The organism is Anaerococcus prevotii DSM 20548 (assembly GCF_000024105.1).
In the GTDB taxonomy this organism is placed as follows: Bacteria; Bacillota; Clostridia; order Tissierellales; family Peptoniphilaceae; genus Anaerococcus; species Anaerococcus prevotii.
In genome coordinates this window covers 1,368,071-1,388,249 of record NC_013171.1, presented here as the reverse complement: position 1 = coordinate 1,388,249, position 20,179 = coordinate 1,368,071, and the positions used below count along the sequence as shown (strand labels likewise).

Sequence of the window (20,179 nt, the reverse complement as noted above, 5' to 3'; positions counted from 1 at the left end):
TTGGCTAAGAACCTAGTAATAGTAGAGTCTCCAACCAAGGCCAGATCCATCTCAAAGATGCTCGGAAGAAACTACAAGGTAATGGCAACAGTAGGCCACCTCCGTGATCTTCCAAAGAGCAAGTTTGGAGTGGATATAGAAAATAACTTTGAACCAGAATATATCAAGGTTAGGGGACGAGCAAAGACTATAAATGAACTAAAAAAAGAAGCGAAAAAGGCAGAAAATGTCTACCTTGCGACAGACCCGGATAGGGAAGGAGAGGCCATAAGCTGGCATTTACAATTTCTCTTAGACCTTGACCCTGAAGCGAAAAACAGGGTAGAGTTCCACGAGATAACCAAAGAAAATGTCAAGAACGCCATCAAAAACCCAAGGAAAATCGACCAGAACCTAGTTGACGCTCAACAGGCAAGGCGAGTAATGGATAGGATTGTAGGTTACGAGATAAGCCCAATCCTCTGGAAGAGGGTCAAGGCAGGTTTATCTGCAGGTCGTGTCCAATCAGTTGCCCTAAAGCTTATAGTAGATAAGCAAAAGGAAATCGACGATTTTGTTCCAGAAGAATACTGGACTATAACAGCCCACCACAAGGAAGGTAGGGAGAAATTCGACTCAGAATTCTATGGACAAATCAACAAGAAAATAAAAATAAGCAATGAAAACGGAGCGGATAAGGTCCTAAATAAAATCGATAAGGATAAGTTTGAAGTTGTAAAAATCACCAAGACTAAAAAGAGAAGAAAGCCTCAAAAGCCTTACACAACCTCAACCCTCCAACAAGATGCCTCCAATAGATTAGGGTTTTCTACAAGATTTACCATGCAGCTAGCCCAACAGCTCTTTGAGGGTATAGATGTAGGAGATGGAAGTGTGGGTCTTATTACCTATATGAGAACTGACGCTAACAGGATCTCTAAGGAGATCGTAGGCGAAGCCCTCTCATATATTAAGGAAAAATACGGACCGGAATATGCTGGCAAGGGAAATACCTACGGGGGCAAGAAAAAGGGCAGCCAAGATGCCCACGAGGCCATAAGACCTACCTCTATTAGGAGAAATCCTCTAGAGATTAAGGAATACCTAACAGATCAACAATATAAGCTATACAAGATGATTTGGGAAAGAGTCGTAGCAAGCCAGATGACAGATTACGAATTCCTATCAACCCAAGTCCTATTCGACAACAATTCCCTAATCTTTAAGACAAACGGGAAAATCACCCTATTTGAAGGTTTCAATAAATTGGGAGCAAATAAAGAAAACGAAAATATCCTACCAGAGCTTAAGGAAGGGGATGTGATAAGTGCTGAGTCAATCGATAAGGACCAACACTTCACTAAGCCTCCAGCAAGATATACTGAGGCAAGTCTTGTAAAGACCCTAGAAGAATTCGGCATAGGTAGACCTTCAACCTATTCTGCTACCATCAACCAAATCATCTCAAGAAACTACGTAGAACTTGAAGGAAGATCAATCTTCCCAACAGATCTAGGAAAAACCGTAAATACCTTCCTCCAAGAAAACTTTGACGATGTAATAAACGTAGAGTTCACCAGGGAAATGGAAGATGCCTTGGATAATATCGCAGAAGGAGATAGATTCTGGAAAGAAACATTAAAATCCTTCTACAAGGACTTCGAAAAAGACATGAAGGGTGTCAAAAAGGACGGCAAGGACTACAAGGTAAGAGATGAAATCTTAGAAGAAAAATGCCCAAAATGCGGAAAGCCTCTTGCCATCAAACACGGAAGAAACGGGAAATTCATAGGCTGTACCGGCTTTCCAGATTGTAACTTTACCAAATCAATAGTAAAATCAACCGGAGTCAAATGCCCAGAATGTGAAGACGGAACGATAATAGAAAAAGTCAGCAAAAGAGGCAAGAGATTCTACGGCTGTGACAACTACCCAAAATGCGACTTTGCCCTATGGGACCCACCAACAGGAGAAAAATGTCCAGAATGCGGCTCTCTCCTAATCCACAAGAAAAACAGGTCCACAGACGAAATAAAATGCTCCTCCTGTGACTATGTCAAAGAAAAGAGGAGATAAAAAGGAGATGCCTCGGATAGGATAGAGAAAGATAAATCTCGACTAATTCTCGATATAAGAGGCGATGGAAATCTTGCTTTCCTACAATATCCCTTGTTTCGACCGAAGTGGAGAAACCTCACGTGTTACTTTTAAAGGGCAGTTAATTGTATAACCTAAATTAAAGTATAGATTTCTATTAACCACCATCTCGAACGCATGTGAGAGATCTACAGTCTAAGATGACATGTAAATAATAGAGATAATTTAATCTATGAAATTCATGGAGATATCTCGACTTACGCTCGATATAAGGGTGCAGAGCACTGGATAGACTTATATTCAAAGATGACATGTAAGTTTTAAAAATCTCCTTATTTATAAACTACGTATCTAACAAAGCATAAATTTCCCCAAGCAAAAAGCCGCATAAGCGGCTTTGTTTTTTCTTATTCGTTTGCGTTTTTGTATTCAGCAAGTTTAGATGTACAGTGAGGGCATCTTGTTGCTTCTACTGGTATTTCGCTTTTGCAGTATGGACAATCTTTTGTTGTTACTTCTTCCTCTTCATCATCTTTGTGTCTTGCGTTTAGTGCCTTAACTATCATAAACATTACAAAGGCGATAATTAGAAATGATATGACAGCGTTGATGAAGTTACCTACCTTTAGGCTTGCTCCTGCAATATTAACTACTATATCTTCGTAGTTTATTCCAGCAGTAAGTCCTGATATGATTGGCATTAGGATATCATCTACCAAGCTTTTTACAATCGCTGTGAAGGCAGATCCCATGATTATACCAATAGCCATATCAATTACATTGCCACGTGCTATAAATTCTTTAAATTCTTTTAACATTATTCCTCCTAAAATTACTTGCCCTACTATTATACCCATATACAAATTTATTATTATATATTTGACTTTGATTCCCTAATTTAATATCATTTATTATAGGAGATATTATGAAAAAATTATTAGTTGATGACGATTTTTATAATAAATTGAGAAATTTCGCGGTTTTTATCCCGATAATTGAGATTGATGGCAAGGACCATATTCTCTTGGAGGTAAGAAGTGCCCATATCAGCCAGCCTGGCGAGGTATCCTTCCCTGGGGGAAGAGTCGAAAAAGGAGAGAGCTTTAAGGAAGCAGCTCTCAGGGAGACTATGGAGGAACTTTGTCTAGATTATAGCGATATCGAATATATGGGATATTCTTCTATGAGTCTTAATTCTTCTTACAGGTATGTGAAGAGTTTTTATGGTAGAATTAAGAAAAATTTTGAAGATATAAAGTATAATGAAGAAGTAGAGTCAGTTTTCGCTGTTGATATAGACTATCTAAAGGATAATCCACCAATCAGATATAGGTCACCCTACAAGGTAGACTATCCGAAAGACTTCCCCTTCGACAAGATCCCCAACGGCCAGGAATACAGGGCATGGAGGGGCTATAGTGACTTGTACTTTTATGATACAGAACCTGTCATCTGGGGACTTACAGCGAGACTTTTGAAGAATTTTATAGAAAGCTGGGTTATAGATGAAAAGTGAAATTAAGAATAGATTTGTAGACTATGCCAAGGACAAAGATTCCATAGTTTCTATATTTTACATCAAATCAAATACCAATGACGAATTCATTGATTTATACACTGTTGTCGACGAAGTTATTATAGGTAAGCTTGAAGATGATATAAGATATCTCTTCGATGATATAATCCTTATCAATAGGAGAAAGGATAGCTTCGAGGTCGACAAGAACAAGCAAAATTACACTATAATAGACGTGTACAAGGAAGATAATATAAAGATTTCTGAATCAATTATAGCAAAAGACTTGGCAGAAGACTTCATAAAGAAGCTTCCAAGCGATATCGAATTTATTTACAATAGAGCTGGTGAGAAGAAACTTTCTCCAAATAGGGACTTCAAATACGACATGGCCAAGGAATACGAATTTAAGTCCTGTGTGGACAATTTCTTCGCCAATGCTATCGAAGTTTCTCTATATATTAACCAGAAAGACCCTATAGCAGCTTCCATCAAGATGGATGATTTGCGTTACGAGCTAATCAAAATGCTTAACTTCCATATTATAGATAAGTTCTATGGTCTAAGAGATATGGGTAAGGATGGATCAAGCCTTATCAACTCCCTAAGTAAGGAATATAGGGAAGATTTGGAATTATCCTATAATACAAACGAGCTTTTAGATATTTACGATTGCCTCTTTAAGGCTTGTGGCTTATTTAGAAAGGTTGGCATGGCTGAGGCAGAGAACTTAGGTTTTGAATATAACAAGAAGGCCGATGTCAAGGCCCTTGAGCTTTTGCGTAAGAACTATAGAAAGCTCGAATCATTTTTGAGGTAGACTATGAAAATTAAGAAAAATATAACAGCCCTTATCCTTTCCTTAATCCTGATACTTACTGGGACGACTTCCCTTGCGGCAGGTGAAGGTAGGGTAGTAGGACTTGATGACAATGTTACAGCCTACCTTATAGGAAATCAAGAAAATGGCGACATCTACTATGAGAAAAATGCCGACGAAGCCCTACCTATGGCTTCTCTTACCAAACTTATGACCTTTCTTCTAGTAAGAGATGCAATGGATGCGGGAAAAATTGATCTAAACACCAGTGTCAAGGCAGATAAGAGGGCAGAAGAGCTTACTAGCTGGGAGTACTCCGCCCTAGGACTTAAGGAGAATGAATCCTACTCGGTAGAGGAGCTCCTCCAAGGTCTTATAGCAGTTAGTGGAAACGACTGTGCCCATCTTCTTGCCAAAACTGTCGCAGGAAGCGAGGATAAATTTGCCCAGATGATGAACCAGAAGGCAAAAGATCTAGGACTTACTAGCCAAAAATACTACAATGCTAGTGGAATTGGTACAGATGACGGCAAGGAAAATAAATCTTCTGCCAGAGACCTCTTCAAACTATCTTCTGAGATAGTAAAAAAATACCCAGATATCCTAAGATATTCGACCATGGATGAGGTAAACATCCCAGGCAAGGGTATAAGGAAAAACTCCACCATTCCCCTAAGAGGAGAAATAAAGGGAGTAGACGGTCTAAAGACTGGAACCACAGACCAGGCAGGCTACTGCTTGGTAACAACTACTGACATGAAAGAGCTCGATGGCAACGACGAGTTTAGGACTATAGGTGTAGTAATGGGAGCAGACCAAAAAGATACCAGAGATAGCGTAATGAGCGATCTTATTTATTATGTATCCAGATACTACTCATGCGAAAAAGTCTTAGATACCAACAAAAGCCTAGATACCATAGATGAAATTAGTGCCAAACAAGGCTATATCGAATTATATCCAAAAGAAAACCTAAGTATCATATCCAAAGATGACAAGAAAGTAGCTACTAAGATTAGCCTAAAGGATAAGATTAAGGCCCCAATCAAAGAAGGAGAAGTCCTAGGCCAGGTAGATGTATCCTACGGCAACGAAGACCATACCATCGATCTTATAGCTAAAAAGGACGTTGAAGAAGCAAGTTTATTTTCAAAAATCAAAAGAAATATAGAAAATAATATAAATTTCTTGATTCAAGTATTGATTGCAAGATAAAAAACAATATAATAATAGAGGACGATTTTTGTCCTTTATTTGTACTGGTAGCTCAGCTGGATAGAGCACCGCCCTCCTAAGGCGGGTGTCGGAGGTTCGAATCCTCTTCGGTACACCAAATTACGGCTGTTGATAACAACAGCTTTTTTTGTGAGAAAAAAAGATTATATCAATGATGAGAATTAGCCTAGAGATGTCTCGACTACGCTCGACACTAGGGAAGGGTGGGAGAGCTCTCTTTCCAACTATTTTCCCTTATTTCGACTGAACGAAGTGAATGGAGAAATCTCACTAGAAATAGTAAAAGTGTAATTTTTTTAGACCCAATATTATAGCAATTCTCACAATTACCGCCATCTCTAATGGAATTGTCACAGTGAGTATAGCGAACTGATGAAACTCCTTAATCGAGGCTTTGCGAGGCGAAGTGCAACTAAGCCCGCAAACTACCGTCGAACGCATGTGAGAGATCTACGGTCTATGATGACATGTAAATAATAAAAATTAAGTAATCTACAAAAATATATATCTAGCAAAATCTAAGCTATAAAATGTCCCAAGGTTCTGTAGACCTCTCACATAGTCCTCTCAGAGCCGGACGGGCTTTTTTCGAGGTGGCGGAATGATGAAATTTTTAATAAAAATATAGTATATGATAAGAGATGTCTCTACTGCGCTCGACACTATGGTAAGACTAGGAAAGCTTGCTTTCCTACAATTTTCCCTTATTTCGACCGAATGTAATGAGTGGAGAAATCTCTCACATTTACCAATATAAATACAACAATACATATACTTTTAGATAAACTCAATCAAAGTTACTCCATCTCTACAGAGCGGAGCGACGAGAGATCTCCAGTCTAAGACGACTTGTAAATTAATAAGATAAAATATCTAAAAAAATCAAAGAAGGAAATTATGTGTAAAGATAATAATTCGGGAAATAATGTAAATAAAATAGAAGAAATTCCTCAAAATACCTTCAGCAAGGAGGACTATTTCTTTATGGCTGAGGCTATCAATGAGGCGAGGGTCGCTCGTTTTATTGAGGAAGTTCCTGTTGGAGCTGTGGTTGTCTACGATGGGAAAATCATAGGCCGTGGCCACAATCTAACCTACAAGGGGAAAAGCGCCCTAAAGCATGCCGAGCTTATGGCTATCAAGGAAGCGAGCTCCTGGATGGATGATTTCAGGCTAGAGGAGTGCACCATGTATGTAACTATGGAGCCTTGCTCTATGTGTGCTGGAGCTATTATAAATTCAAGGATCGATAGGCTAGTCGTGGGTATCAGAGATCACAAGAGAGGTGCCTGCGGTTCCAATACCAATGTCTGCGGCGATAGGAGCCAGCTTCACTTTGTCGATGCGGAATTCGGCTTAATGGAGGAGGAGGCTCTCTTTGAAATCCAAACTTTCTTTAGGTATTTAAGGCAAAAGAAAAAGAATAAATCAAAGAAATGATCTATTCTGTAATTTCTGCTATAAATTGCCATGAAATATCATATTTATCAATCAAAGTTGTAAATATTCTCTTGTTCACTTTTTGAGGCTCCATGGTTACTGTGGAGTCTTTTCTAAAGTTCATGTAAGCCCTGTAGAGATTATCGGAAGTCGTCTCTATTACAATCCTTACATTGTTTCCTTTATTAATCAACTTGTCATTAGTCACATCATAGAGGTAGATTCTGTTATCGTAGATATCCAGATATGAATTATATATCCTATCTTTTATCTCCTTTGGATGATTGAACTCCTCGAAATCACTGTATCTAATGACTTTCTCTGGTTCTTTTAGGCCAAACACATTGCAATAATAATGAAGAGCCTCTAAACATTTACCATCTGTAAAAGCTAATCCAACTGCCATACCTATTCCTTTCTATTTCTATACTAATAATTTATCACATTATCATCATCTAGGCAAGTATAGTTAGTAATTAATCTAGATGAATTTTCTATTTAAATATGGGCAAGAAGAGTATAATAATAGCAAGTAAACGATATTAATATTGAATAAAGGAGAAAATAATGAAGATTAGTCTAATTGATCCATTAGAAGTTGATAGAGAAATTATTGAAAATCATAAAGAAAAAATTGAATCTTTAGGCCATGAGTTTGAATATTTTGAAGAGAGTACAGGAAGTGATGAGGAAAAAATCGAAAGATTAAAGGACACTGATATAGCTATCATCACCAACAAGCCTCTTACTAGCCAAGTGATTAATAATACAAAGTTAGACCTAATCGATGTGGCATTTACTGGAGTGGACCATGTGGACCTAGAAGCATGCAAGGAAAAGGGAATCAAGGTCCTCAATGCTAGCGGCTACTCAGATGATTCTGTGGCAGAGCTTGTAATAGGACTTACTATCTCTGTTTTGAGGAAGTTTAACGAGAATAGGGGAAATATCTTCGATGGAGAAAATAACTATCTTCTAGGCGAGCTTATCAAGGGCAAGACCTTCGGTGTAATAGGAACAGGAAATATAGGATCTAAGCTAATCGATCTTTTGAGTGTATTTGGTTGCAAGATAATCGCCTACTCAAGAACAGAAAAGGAAGAAATCAAGGCCAAGGGAGTAGAATATGTCGACCTTCCTACCCTCCTTAAGGAAAGTGATATAGTATCTCTTCATATACCAAACAACAAGGAGACTAAGGGCTTCTTAGGAAGTGAAGAGCTCGACCTAATGAAGGAAGGGGCTGTTCTTATTAACTGCGCTAGGGGAGCTGTTGTAGATAATGACTACCTAGCTAAGCTTCTCAATGAAGACAAACTAAGAGCAGGTATAGACGTATTCGACATGGAACCACCTCTTCCAGAAGACTACCCACTAAGAAATGCCAAAAATGTAATACTAACCAACCACGTTGCCTTCTACACCAAGGAAGCCATGGAAATTAGGGCTGACATTGTATTCGACAACCTTTATCAATACCTAGAGGGAAATATCGTAAACGAGATTAAACTATGACAGATGTAAAAATTGTAGCAATTGCTGGGGGCTCGGCCTCTGGCAAAAGCTCGATTGTAAGAGAGATTGCAAATTATTTTAAGGATGACTTAACTGTAATAGGTCACGACAATTACTACAAGGCCCACGATGACATATCCTTTGAGCAAAGAGCCAAGCTTAATTATGACTACCCAGGTGCTTTCGACAATGATTTATTTTATAAGGACTTATTAAAACTGCTCGAAGGTAAGACTATAGCCATGCCGACCTATGATTACAATATCCACACCAGAAGCAAGGAGACTATAGAGGTTAAGCCTACAAGGATTATCCTAATTGAAGGAATCCTTGTTCTATATGATGAAAGGATTAGGTCTATCACAGACACCAAGGTCTTTGTCGATGCCGATAGCGATGTGAGGCTACAAAGGAGAATACTAAGAGATACCAAGGAACGTGGCAGGTCACTAGAATCGGTCCTTACCCAATACATCGGCCAGGTTAAGCCAATGCATGAGACCTATATCGAGCCAAGCAAGAAATATGCAGACATTATTATTCCAAGAGGAGCGAAGAACCTAAAGGGAATTCAAATCCTCAAAAGACACATTAAACATTTGATTGAGGAAGAAAATGAAAGTTAATATAACAGAAACTAACCATGATCATATAGAAAATTATCTAGCGGGCCACTCGTCTATGGGGGCTGATATTTGGGGAGCCCACAAAGATACTGACGGCAAGTATGTGTTCAGGGTCCTTGCCCCAAATTCGGACGAAGTCTACATCAAGGGAGATTTCACTTCTTGGGAAAATACCAGGATGACCAAAAACACCAAGTACGGTTATTTTTTTATTAAGCTTAATGCGAATCCTGGTGATTATTATAAGTATATAGTAGTCCACCAAGGGAATTGGGTAGAAAAGACCGACCCCTTTGCTCGTGCTATGGACAAGGAAGGCGACTTTGCGAGTATCATAACAGATGACTCCTACGACTTCTCCGATGAAGAATTTATCAAAAACAGGGATAAGAACTTCGATAAGCCACTAAATATCTACGAAATCCACATAGGAAGCTGGCTTAGGTACAATGATAAGGTCAACTTCCTCGATATAGTAGATAAATTAGTAGCCTATGTCAAGGAAATGAACTACACCCACGTGGAAATCATGCCTATAACCGAATATCCTTATTATCCATCCTGGGGCTATCAATCAAGCGGATTTTTTGCGACAAGCTCCCGTTTTGGAAGTCCGGTGGACCTTAAGAAATTTGTCGATATCCTCCACCAAAACGGAATCGGAGTAATCCTTGATATGGTGGCAGTTCATTTTGCTAGCGACTACTTCGGTCTAGATCATTTTGATGGAACTGGAATGTATGAGTCAGTCTATCCCGACCTTAAATACTCCGAGTGGGGATCTAATAACTTCGACTACTCCAAGGGCCATGTCAGAAGCTTTATGAAATCAGCTATGACCTATTGGCTAGAGAACTTCCACTTCGATGGAATAAGAATCGACGCGGTAAGCTACATGATCCACTACAATGGCAACAAGAATCGTGGAGTCCACAAAGACAATATCGAATTTATTAAGGACCTTAACAAAACCATCCACGAGGCCTTCCCAAATGTTATGCTCATAGCAGAAGACTCCTCAGACTACCCACAAGTTACAGGCAAAGTCGAAGATGGAGGACTGGGCTTTGACTACAAGTGGGACTTAGGTTGGATGAACGATACTCTAAGGTATTTTAAGACAGATTCTATAAACAGGGTCAACCATCAGGCAAATATCAACTTTTCCATGTTCTACTACTACAACGAACGCTTTATCCTACCACTAAGCCACGACGAGGTAGTGCACATGAAAGGCGCTATGATTAATAAGATGGCAGGATCCTACGAGGAGAAGTTCAAAGAGCTTAAGCTCCTCTACACCTACCAGATGACCCATCCTGGCAAGAAGCTCAACTTTATGGGTAATGAAATCGCAACCTTTGACGAGTGGGATGAGCATGAATCGATTAATTGGGATATACTCAAATTCCCAACCCATGACGATATCCACCGCTACGTCAAGGACATAAACGCCCTTTATTTAGAAAGTCCTGCCTTTTTCGAAAAAGACTATGAAGAAGATGGATTTTCCTGGAAAGTAGTAGATGATAATATTAATTCTGTTTTCGCCTACGAAAGAAAAGCCGGAGATGATAGATACCTTGTAGTCCTTAACATGACCAACACCTACAAGGCTCGTTACGAGATACCTTACGATGAAGAAGTAGAATTTGTCGAAGTCTTGGATTCGCTTTCTGAGACCTATGGTGGAAGTAGATGGGATAAGAGAAATATAAAAATAGAGAAAGGAAACAATTTAGTATTGGAGCTTTGGGAATACGAAGCAATAGTACTAAAAATAAAATAATATGAAAGTAAGAAAACCAATCAATCTATCATGGTTAGTTGAAAAATGGACCTTGATAGATGAAGATTCATATCTTAAGAATATGTGGTTGAATACAGAATCCCTTGATTTCATAAGAATCAACAAGGAAATCCAAACCGCAGAAGACATAGAAGAAAATTATATAGATATAGACGCAGACGTAGAAAACTTCTTGCTCTTGCCAACAGCAGATGAGCTAGATAGCCAAAGACTAAGAGAAGCCTTTGTAGCAAGCCTTGACAGACACCAAAGGGATAACTTCCTAGACAACTACGAGGGAATCGCCCCAAGAGAGGAATTCCTTGATATAGTCTACGAACAAGGACTTGAAGGACAATGGAACTCCTTCAGAGACAAGGCAGCAGCGGACATATTACTAACATGGGCTCTTGAAGAATCAATCCCAGTAAACAAAGACATGGAGACAATTAACATAAACAAACTATGAGAATAAAGAAAGTATTTTACCCCTTGGCAATGGCCCTTGTAATAACAGCCTGTGCCAATGGAGCAAATGAGACAGATAATAATAAGGACCAGGTAAGCCAAGCGGAAGAAAAAGTAGAGAAAAAAGAGGCAGAGGAAGACACAAAAGCAGAAGATGTAGGAGAAAATCAAGAAGATAAGAAAAGCACTGAAGTGCCAAAACTTGACAAAACCTACTACGACTATTTCGACACTGTAACTACCCTTCTAACCTACTCTGATGATGAAGAAAGCTTCAAGAAACAATGCGACGTCCTCGAAGAAGAGCTAGCTAGATATCACAAGCTCTACAACTCCTACGATTCCTTCGAAGGAGTAAATAACTTCAGAACAATCAACGAAAAGGCAGGAATCGAGCCAGTCAAGGTAGACCCTGAAATAATCGAGCTAATCGAATACTCAAAGAAAATGTACGAACTAACAGACGGAAACATCAACATAGCCATGGGATCTCTCCTAGGCTTGTGGCACCAATACAGGGAAATGTCCATAGATAATCCTGAAAAGGCAGCAATCCCACCAGAAGATGAGCTCATCAAGAAAAGCGAGCACGAAAACATAGATGCCATTGAAATAGACAAGGAAAACTCCACAGTCTACATCAACGACCCAGACGTCCAAATAGATATAGGAGCAATCGGCAAAGGCTACGCCACAGAAAAAATGGCAGAAAAACTAAAAGAAGCAGGATTTGAAAGAGGAATCCTCTCAGTCGGTGGAGATGACGTAATCATAGGAGAAAATCCAAACAACAGCCAAGGAAACTGGAAAATAGCAGTCCAAAATCCCTTCCTAGAAGATAAAGAAAATCCATACTCCACAGTAGTAAACGTCAAGAACACCTCAGTAGTAACAAGCGGTGACTACCAAAGATTCTTCACAGTAGACGGCAAAAACTACCACCACATCATAGACCCAGCCACCAGATACCCATCCGACAAATGGAAATCCGTATCAGTAAAAGCAGACAGCATAGCCCTAGCAGACACCCTCTCAACCTACTTCTTCATAGTAGACCACGAGACAGGACTAAAAAAAGCAGCTGAAAACAAAGTAGAAGCATACTGGATAGACCAAGAAGGAAACGAATACAAAACCGAAGGCTGGGAAAAAATAGAAGATAAATAAAGATAAAGCCCCGATCCTCAGTGGATTAGGGCTTTTTGTGTGGGGAGGTATTAAACAAAGGTACTAATGATATACTTGTAAAATATTGAAGTATGGCATATACCCCGCCATCTCGAAGGAGGTACGACTGAGAGATCTACAGTATATGATGACATGTAAATAATACGGTTTAATTCATCTACGATCATACCTAAATAACAAAATCTCCAATCAAACACGTCCCAAAGTTCCGTGGACCTCTCACGTGAAGTTCGAGGTGGCGAAAATTTGGAAATTATACTTTTAAAACGTTGAAATATAGTATATATCTCGCCATCTCGACAGAGCGGAGCGACGAGAGATCTACAGTTTATGATGACATGTAAATAATACGGTTTAAGTTATCTATGCTCATACCTAACTAGCAAAAACTCATATCAAACAAATACTAAAGTTCCATATAAATCCCACATAAAGCTAGATCTGATAATCTCTATGGTAAAATAAATAATAGTATGTAAAATAAATTACTTAATAATATCGTAATACAAATCCTTCCATTCAGGATTTAAAGAATTAACAAGAGCTTCCTTTTTTGTCCTACTATACTTTTTCATCTGAATTTCCCTTTCTCTAGCATTTTCGTAATCTTCAAATACTTCATAATAAACAAGCTTCCCAATATTATACTTATCAGAAAAACTCCCTTTCTTAAGATGATTCCTATGTTCATAGGTTCTTCTTATAAGATTGTTGGTGTAGCCTATATAATATCTACTATTTGTCTTATCAGTAAGTAAATAAACAAAATAACTCATAATCACTCCTTAAAGAAAATGTTCTTAATGTCACTATACCCAATTAAGATATAAAAGTTGATAATTTCTAAATACCTACGGAAATTTCATATGTAAATCATATGGTGTAAGTCATCTACGATCATACCTCAATTACAAAATCTCCAATCAAACACGTCCCAAGGTTCTGTAGACCTCTCACATAAAGTTCGAGGTGGCGTGTATGTGTTTCAATACTTTGAAATATAGTATATACAATTTAACCGCCATCTCGACAGAGCGGAGCGACGAGAGATCTACAGTCCATGACGACATATAGATATAAAAATTCAATTTATCTACGAAAAAACATATCTAACAAAATCTAAGATTAAACACGTCCCAAGGTTCTGTAGACCTCTCACATAGTCCTCTCAGAGCCGGAAGGGCTTTTTTTCGAGGTGGCAGATATAAAGTGTTGTATGTACTTATAAAGTTTACGTACTATATAATGCTAACTAAATATATGATAGGATTATAATATGAGATTTCTTATACAAATTTTACCCCACAAATCTTTTCATCTCCCCCAAATCTAGGTATAATATTTAGATATGATTGGAGGATGACGTGAAGAAAGCTTTTGATAATGATAAGTATATAAAATTGCAGTCGGAAAAGATCGAGGAGAGGATTTCTCATTTTGATAAGCTCTATATGGAGTTTGGGGGCAAGCTCTTTGATGATAGCCATGCATCAAGGGTGCTTCCTGGTTTTCTACCTGACTCAAAACTCAGGATGCTCTATAACCTCAAGGACCTTTGTGAGATTATAATAACCATCAATGCCAACGATATCGAAAACAACAAGATCAGAGGGGATAATGAGACCTCTTATGATGCGGAAACTATTAGGCTAAAGGAAGCCTTCGAGGACTATGGATTTTTGGTAAATGGAATTATCATAACCCAGTTTGATAACCAACCCAAGGCCGTGAAGTACCAAAAGTACTTGGACAACCTAGGAATCGCAAGTTACAAGACCTACGATATCCAGGGCTATCCAAACAACATCGACCACATTATCTCTAAGGATGGTTTTGGCAAGAACGAGAGAGTAAAGACCACAAGACCCCTAGTGGTTATCACAGGACCAGGACCAGGTTCAGGTAAGATGGCAACCTGCCTTTCTCAAATGTATCTGGACCACGAAGCAGGAATCAACGCAGGTTATGCCAAGTTTGAGACCTTCCCAATATGGAACCTCGCCCTCAAGCATCCTGTAAATATGGCCTACGAGGCAGCCACCGCCAACCTTGACGATGTAAATATGATTGACCCTTACCACCTAGATGCCTATGGGGAGCTTGCAGTAAACTACAATAGGGACGTAGAAGCCTTCCCTATACTTAAGAAAATGTTCGAGAAAATCATGGGTTCTTGCCCTTACAAGTCTCCAACAGATATGGGTGTCAATATGGTAGGCTTTTGCATAGAAGACGAAGAAGGGGTGAAGCGTGCCAGCAAGGAAGAGATTATCAGAAGATACTACAATACCTTAGTTGACTTTAGATATGCCAAGGAAAGCTATCATGCAGTAGAAAAAATCGAGATGCTAATGAGTCAGCTTGAAATAAGTCCAGAAGACAGGACAGTCGCAGTAAAGGCTAGAGAAAAGGCTAAAATGACTGGAAGAGAGGCCTTCGCTATTAGACTTGAATCAGGAGAGATCATCACAGGAAAGAAGAGCGATCTCTTGTCAGCACCATCAGCCGCTATCCTAAACGCCCTAAAGAAACTAGGAAAACTTGACGACGACCTTCTCTTGATATCACCACACATCATAGAGCCAGTTTCAAATCTTAAAACCAAGTCCCTGGGAGGTAAAGAAACATCCCTATCAGCTAACGAAATGCTAATAGCCCTCTCAATCTCAGGCACAACCAACCCCCTAAGCCACATGGCTATAGAACAAATCAGTAAACTAAAGGGCTTAGACGCCCACTCTACAGTCCTCCTAGAAGACAGCCAAAGATCCATGCTAAGAAAACTAGGCATAAACTTCACCCAAGACGCCTACCTAGGAAACGGCAACTACGAATACTAAAACAAAGGAGCCAAGGCTCCTTTTAAATTGCAAGAAAAAAGGGAAGAGAGACAGGAGATATATCGAATACGCTCGACATAAGGGGAAAGAAAACAAAGTTTTCTAGAAAGCACTAGAACGCCATTCAGCGTTCTTTTGCCCTTTGTTCCTACGAAACAAAAGTCACTACACTATTTGACTTCCAGACAAACAGTGGCCCACCAGGAGGGCTACCTTGCTTCGAAACAAGCCCGTCCGGCTAACAGAGGACTGGAGAAACCTCACGACTTATAGTAAAAGATTAAATAATTAAATACTTTGAATTATAACAATTACACAATTACCTGCCATCTCTAATGGAATTGTCACAGTGAGCATAGCGAACTGATGAAACTCCTTAATCGAGGCTTTGCGAGGCGAAGTGCAGCTAAGCCCGCAAACTACCGTCGAACATACGTGAGAGATCTACAGTCTATGATGACATGTAAAAATTAAGGATTAAGTAATCTATAAAAACCAAAGAGATATCTCGGCTTACGCTCGATATAAGGGGAAGGAAAGCTAGGCTTTCCTAGAAAATTCAAGAACGTCATTCGACGTTCTTTTGACCTTTGTTTCTGCGAAACAAAAGTCACTACACTATTTGCCTTTCATACAAACAGTGGCCCAACAGGAGGGCAACCTTATTTCGACTGAACGAAGTGAACGGAGAAATCTCACGAGTAAAAGTAAAACTATAATTTTTTTAGTTCCAGTATTGTAGCAAGCTACAATATTACCCGCCACGTCGAAGGAGGCACGACTGAGAGGTCTCCAGTCTATGACGACATGTATATAATTTGGTTTAAGTCATACACGATCATACTCAAATTACAAAATCCAATTAGATGTCTCGACTACGCTAGACATAAGGGTAAAGAAAACAAAGCTTTCTCTCCTTTATTCCCATAAAATTTCACATACATAATCTTGACAAAATCACTAGCTTGTTATACTATGATTCAGAGAAACATTTAATATATTATATAAGGAAAGAAAATGAAGAAATCTATTTTTACAAAAATTGTAGTCATTTTGGCTACCATAATCAATATTGTATTCTTTTATTTCCTATACAAATACAAGATTCTCCCTCACAACTACAGACTTGCCATAGCAGTCAGCATTGGGATAATTCTTTGTATTTTTTTGTATATAGGATTTATAAGAAAGAAAAACTCGAACGCATTGAAGGCTATCATAATCATATTCCTTCTACTACTAAGCATAGGTGAGATTACCTTCCTATCCTATGCCAATAAGTCCATCAAGACCGTTTCAGAAATCAACAATAAGCCTGTCCAGGACACCAACGAGATGAGCTATGTTGTATTGAAGGATTCTGAAATTAAAAGTCTTGCAGATATAGGAGATAAGGAAATCGCCACAGCAGGAGACATGGATCAGGATAATATAAGGAAGGCATTTAGTAAGTATAAGGAAGATCATAAGAAAGATCTAGTAGAGAAAAACTTCGCCAGCTACCAGGACTCTGCCACAGCACTTCTAGAAGGAAAGTCAGAGGTTATGCTTCTTAATGAGTCCTTTAGGCCAATCCTTGATGAAGCAATTGAGGGATTTTCTGAGAAAACCCGTGTACTCGAATCCGTCCTAGTTACAGGAGATGAGAAGAAGAAGGAAGATAAGAAGGAAGTAGCAGAGGATCAATCTTTCAATGTCTTCCTATCAGGAATCGACACATCAGGTAGTTTATCCAATGTATCAAGGTCCGATGTCAACATGGTCCTAAGTGTCAATCCAAAGGAGAAGAAAATCCTGATCACAACTATCCCAAGAGATACCTACCTATCCATAGGAGGAGAAGGGGACAAGTACGACAAGCTAACCCACGCGGGTCTTTACGGAGTGGACACCTCTATAAGGAGTGTAGAGGCCCTCTTAGATATCAAAATCGACTACTATGGCAAGGTCAACTTCACCACCCTAGTAGAACTCATAAACGCCCTTGGAGGAATCACCGTTGATAACCCAACCGCATTTCAATCAAGCGGTGGAGTATACTATTTCCCACAAGGAAAGGTAGAAATGAACGGAGACATGGCCCTATCCTTCTCCAGAGAAAGATACAATCTCGAAGAAGGAGACTTCGACAGAGGGAAAAACCACACCAGAGTCCTAACAGGAATCATAAGAAAAATGCTAAGCACAGAAATGCTCCTAAACTTCAACCAAATAGCAGATATAGCCCTAGAATCGGTCAACACAGACGTGCCATATGAGAAGATGATAGAGCTAGTCAACAAACAACTAGCCGACGGAGGCGAATGGCAAATAGAAAGCGAAGCCCTAAAAGGAAAAGGAACCATGGACCTCGACTCCTACCTAATGCCAAACGCAAGACTCTACATGATGGTCCCAAGCAAGGACTCCATAGAAAATATTCATAATAATATTGAGGAAAACAATAAGTAAAGATATGTCTCTACTATGATAGTTATAAGGGTAAGGTAGGAAAGCTTGCTTTCCTACTATTTTCCCTTATTTAGAAACAAGCCCGTCCGGCTAATAGAGGACCGAAGAAATCTCTCACACTTACCAATATTAGAACAACAAGGTATATACCTTGAGATAATTTCAAACTGAAGCTACGCCATCTCGAACGCATGTGAGAGATCTACAGTCTATGATGACACGTAAATAATAAGGATTAAGTGATCTATGAAAACCAAGGAGATATCTCGACTACGCTAGATATAAGGGGAGAGAGTAAAAAAGGATATCTCGACTACGATAGATAAAATGTGAAAGAAAACAAAGTTTTCTTGGAAGTATTAGAACGCCATTCGACGTTCTTTTGACCTTTGTTTCTATGAAACAAAAGTCATTACACTATTTGTCTTTCAGAAAAACAGTGGCCCATCAGGAGGGCTCCCTTACCTCGACCGCAGCGGAGAGGTCTCACGTGTTATAATGAAAAAGCATTTAATTCTATACTTTGAATTAAAGTATATATTACTATTAACCGTCATCTCGAAGGAGGCACGACTGAGAGATCTACAGTCTATGACGACATGTAAATAACAAAGATAATCTAATCTACGTAATTACGAATCTAACCAAGCAATATAAGCAAACAAAAAGGAAAAGATATGGGACACACAACCATCTTATTGATGATTATTACAATTTTATCAAAAATATTTGGCTTTGTCCGTGAATCTGTTATGGCAGCTGTCATTGGCGCAGGGGATATCAAGTCCATCTACGTCACTGCCACCACCATCCCTGACATCATGATGTATACCGTCATAACAGGGATTGTTTCTGCCTATATCACAGTCTACACCAGGATCCGTACGGACAAGGGGGAGGCTGAGGCCAATAGCTTTACCTCAAACCTTATCAATGTCCTAATGGTCTACGGTGCTATTATCTTTCTTCTAATAATAATATTTGCAGGTCCCATATCTAAGATTTTCTCACCCAAACTCATAGGCGAAACCCACGACATGGCTACATCCTTTACCAGGATCATGGCAGTGTCAATCTTCGCCTTTCTTTACTCTGCGGTCATCAGAGGCTTTCTCAACGTGCGAAATAACTTCATCGACCCAGTAGTCACAGAGATAATCTTAAATATATTTGTAATTTCTGCAACCCTTCTTACGGGAGTCTTCGACAATCCCTATATCCTCATCATAGGAGCCCTTATAGGAAACATCGTCCAGTTTATCAGATTCCCATTTGCCAGCAAGAAGAAGGGCTTTTCTTATGAGAAGAAACTAAAGTTCAAGGACCCCTACATAAAGTACCTCCTTGCCATCATGATCCCAATCATCATATCCAACGCCGCCAACAAGATTTCTGTCCTAATAGATAAGTCCATGGCGTCAGGCCTACTTGGAATCGACACAGTGGCCAAGGTATTCTACACAGAAAACATGCTCGACTTCATAGTGGAAGTTGTTACAATCAACATAGCCACCATCACCTTCCCCCAAGTAGCCAAACTTGGCAATGAAGGGAAAATCGATGCAATGAAGGAAAAGACAGCAAGCACCCTAATCATAACCCTTGCCCTAGTAATCCCAGCCACCTTCGGCATGATGACTCTAGCAAGGCCAATTATTAGCCTAATCTACGAGAGAAACGCCTTCACGGCCCATGATGCAGCCCTCGTATCATCACTCCTAGTCTCTTACGCACCCTACATTATCTTCATCACCTTTATGAAAATAATCTCAAACAGTTTCTATGCAGTAGGAGACTCTAAGTCGCCACTCATAGTAATCCTCATCCAGCAGACTATAAATGTCACACTCAACTGGATTCTTGCAAAAGAAATAGGCCTAGACGGAATAGGTCTAGCAACCTCGGTATCGACTGCTGTCGGAAGTTTGCTAATAATCTTTGTTTATTTCAAGAAGTTTGGTAAAGTAAAAGATGCAAGAAATATGAAGTCTATAGGAAAAATCAGCCTAGGATCTCTTCTAATGGTGTTTGTGGCGAAGGGGTGCTATGGATTTTTAGAATCTTATGTTGGACTAGGACTAGGATTAGTATTAGCAATATTATTATCAGGAATCATTTACTTATTAGTTTTGTATAAGGTAAAGATTAATCCAGTTTATAATTTAATCGAGCAAAAGATACTTAGAATTAATTCATAATAATTTCAGCTGATAT

General features: G+C 39.2%; 16 protein-coding genes and 1 tRNA gene. 14 read left to right on the top strand and 3 right to left on the bottom strand.

Translation table 11 applies throughout. From position 1 onward, the window contains the following. Entirely contained in the window at positions 1–2,055 is a 2,055-nt protein-coding gene (topA, locus tag APRE_RS06540) for a type I DNA topoisomerase (protein WP_015778211.1), read from the top strand. Between the two features lie 428 nt (positions 2,056–2,483). Here the strand turns inward: topA and mscL are convergent, their stop codons facing one another. Next, positions 2,484–2,894 carry a large conductance mechanosensitive channel protein MscL gene (gene mscL / locus APRE_RS06535; RefSeq protein WP_015778210.1) on the bottom strand — a complete coding sequence of 137 codons (411 nt, stop codon included), beginning with the start codon at positions 2,892–2,894 and terminating at the stop codon, positions 2,484–2,486. A 107-nt stretch (positions 2,895–3,001) separates the two neighbouring features. Between mscL and APRE_RS06530 the strand changes: the two genes are divergently transcribed. The 5 genes from APRE_RS06530 (at position 3,002) to APRE_RS06510 (ending at position 7,088) form a co-directional block, all read left to right on the top strand. Beyond that, the gene (locus tag APRE_RS06530) at positions 3,002–3,592 is read left to right on the top strand and encodes an NUDIX hydrolase (RefSeq protein ID WP_015778209.1); all 591 of its coding nucleotides are present in this window, start codon (positions 3,002–3,004) and stop codon (positions 3,590–3,592) included. Continuing rightward, entirely contained in the window at positions 3,582–4,412 is an 831-nt protein-coding gene (locus APRE_RS06525) for an aminoglycoside 6-adenylyltransferase (protein ID WP_015778208.1), read from the top strand. Before APRE_RS06530 ends, APRE_RS06525 begins: the two co-directional genes overlap by 11 nt. Before the next feature lie 3 nt (positions 4,413–4,415). Then, positions 4,416–5,627, top strand: coding sequence for a D-alanyl-D-alanine carboxypeptidase family protein (locus APRE_RS06520; protein ID WP_015778207.1), 1,212 nt, complete (start codon positions 4,416–4,418; stop codon positions 5,625–5,627). 41 nt (positions 5,628–5,668) lie between these two features. Next, a tRNA-Arg gene (locus tag APRE_RS06515) sits at positions 5,669–5,745 on the top strand. A gap of 800 nt (positions 5,746–6,545) precedes the next feature. Continuing rightward, positions 6,546–7,088 (top strand): nucleoside deaminase, encoded by a 543-nt coding sequence (locus APRE_RS06510; protein ID WP_015778206.1) that lies wholly within the window; start codon positions 6,546–6,548, stop codon positions 7,086–7,088. 1 nt (position 7,089) lies between these two features. On the opposite strand, the gene APRE_RS06505 is transcribed toward APRE_RS06510, so the two are convergent. After that, the gene (locus APRE_RS06505; RefSeq protein WP_015778205.1) at positions 7,090–7,494 is read right to left on the bottom strand and encodes a VOC family protein; all 405 of its coding nucleotides are present in this window, start codon (positions 7,492–7,494) and stop codon (positions 7,090–7,092) included. Between the two features lie 161 nt (positions 7,495–7,655). Here APRE_RS06505 and APRE_RS06500 point away from each other — a divergent pair, with 161 nt between their 5' ends. Genes APRE_RS06500 through APRE_RS06480 form a run of 5 tightly spaced genes read left to right on the top strand, consistent with a single transcriptional unit; the run spans position 7,656 to position 12,653 of the window. Next, complete coding sequence (locus tag APRE_RS06500; RefSeq protein WP_015778204.1) at positions 7,656–8,603, top strand: NAD(P)-dependent oxidoreductase; 948 nt, start codon at positions 7,656–7,658, stop codon at positions 8,601–8,603. Further along, positions 8,600–9,229 carry a uridine kinase gene (gene udk, locus APRE_RS06495; RefSeq protein ID WP_015778203.1) on the top strand — a complete coding sequence of 210 codons (630 nt, stop codon included), beginning with the start codon at positions 8,600–8,602 and terminating at the stop codon, positions 9,227–9,229. Before APRE_RS06500 ends, udk begins: the two co-directional genes overlap by 4 nt. Then, on the top strand, positions 9,219–11,018 hold the full coding sequence (glgB, locus tag APRE_RS06490; protein ID WP_015778202.1) for a 1,4-alpha-glucan branching protein GlgB: 1,800 nt from the start codon (positions 9,219–9,221) through the stop codon (positions 11,016–11,018). The genes udk and glgB overlap by 11 nt, the downstream gene beginning before the upstream one ends. A 1-nt stretch (position 11,019) precedes the next feature. Next, complete coding sequence (locus APRE_RS06485; protein ID WP_015778201.1) at positions 11,020–11,487, top strand: UPF0158 family protein; 468 nt, start codon at positions 11,020–11,022, stop codon at positions 11,485–11,487. Next, complete coding sequence (locus APRE_RS06480; RefSeq protein ID WP_015778200.1) at positions 11,484–12,653, top strand: FAD:protein FMN transferase; 1,170 nt, start codon at positions 11,484–11,486, stop codon at positions 12,651–12,653. The genes APRE_RS06485 and APRE_RS06480 overlap by 4 nt, the downstream gene beginning before the upstream one ends. Before the next feature lie 506 nt (positions 12,654–13,159). Here APRE_RS06480 and APRE_RS06475 read toward each other — a convergent pair. Then, positions 13,160–13,450: a GIY-YIG nuclease family protein gene (locus tag APRE_RS06475; protein ID WP_015778199.1), complete on the bottom strand. Its 291-nt coding sequence runs from the start codon at positions 13,448–13,450 to the stop codon at positions 13,160–13,162. Positions 13,451–14,038: 588 nt separating this feature from the next. Between APRE_RS06475 and APRE_RS06470 the strand changes: the two genes are divergently transcribed. From APRE_RS06470 to murJ, 3 genes are all read left to right on the top strand, one after another. After that, positions 14,039–15,514 (top strand): DUF1846 domain-containing protein, encoded by a 1,476-nt coding sequence (locus APRE_RS06470; protein WP_015778198.1) that lies wholly within the window; start codon positions 14,039–14,041, stop codon positions 15,512–15,514. 1,017 nt (positions 15,515–16,531) lie between these two features. Next, positions 16,532–17,965 carry an LCP family protein gene (locus APRE_RS06465; RefSeq protein ID WP_015778197.1) on the top strand — a complete coding sequence of 478 codons (1,434 nt, stop codon included), beginning with the start codon at positions 16,532–16,534 and terminating at the stop codon, positions 17,963–17,965. Positions 17,966–18,642: 677 nt separating this feature from the next. Further along, positions 18,643–20,163 (top strand): murein biosynthesis integral membrane protein MurJ, encoded by a 1,521-nt coding sequence (gene murJ, locus APRE_RS06460; protein WP_015778196.1) that lies wholly within the window; start codon positions 18,643–18,645, stop codon positions 20,161–20,163. Positions 20,164–20,179 lie beyond the last annotated feature (16 nt).

Bases quoted from the DNA above. Each gene is read 5' to 3' on its own strand.
- mscL (WP_015778210.1), bottom strand. From the start codon at position 2,894: ATGTTAAAAGAATTTAAAGAATTTATAGCACGTGGCAATGTAATTGAT.
- APRE_RS06530 (WP_015778209.1), top strand. From the start codon at position 3,002: ATGAAAAAATTATTAGTTGATGACGATTTTTATAATAAATTGAGAAAT.
- APRE_RS06525 (WP_015778208.1), top strand. From the start codon at position 3,582: ATGAAAAGTGAAATTAAGAATAGATTTGTAGACTATGCCAAGGACAAA.
- APRE_RS06520 (WP_015778207.1), top strand. From the start codon at position 4,416: ATGAAAATTAAGAAAAATATAACAGCCCTTATCCTTTCCTTAATCCTG.
- APRE_RS06510 (WP_015778206.1), top strand. From the start codon at position 6,546: ATGTGTAAAGATAATAATTCGGGAAATAATGTAAATAAAATAGAAGAA.
- APRE_RS06505 (WP_015778205.1), bottom strand. From the start codon at position 7,494: ATGGCAGTTGGATTAGCTTTTACAGATGGTAAATGTTTAGAGGCTCTT.
- APRE_RS06500 (WP_015778204.1), top strand. From the start codon at position 7,656: ATGAAGATTAGTCTAATTGATCCATTAGAAGTTGATAGAGAAATTATT.
- udk (WP_015778203.1), top strand. From the start codon at position 8,600: ATGACAGATGTAAAAATTGTAGCAATTGCTGGGGGCTCGGCCTCTGGC.
- glgB (WP_015778202.1), top strand. From the start codon at position 9,219: ATGAAAGTTAATATAACAGAAACTAACCATGATCATATAGAAAATTAT.
- APRE_RS06485 (WP_015778201.1), top strand. From the start codon at position 11,020: ATGAAAGTAAGAAAACCAATCAATCTATCATGGTTAGTTGAAAAATGG.
- APRE_RS06480 (WP_015778200.1), top strand. From the start codon at position 11,484: ATGAGAATAAAGAAAGTATTTTACCCCTTGGCAATGGCCCTTGTAATA.
- APRE_RS06475 (WP_015778199.1), bottom strand. From the start codon at position 13,450: ATGAGTTATTTTGTTTATTTACTTACTGATAAGACAAATAGTAGATAT.
- APRE_RS06465 (WP_015778197.1), top strand. From the start codon at position 16,532: ATGAAGAAATCTATTTTTACAAAAATTGTAGTCATTTTGGCTACCATA.
- murJ (WP_015778196.1), top strand. From the start codon at position 18,643: ATGGGACACACAACCATCTTATTGATGATTATTACAATTTTATCAAAA.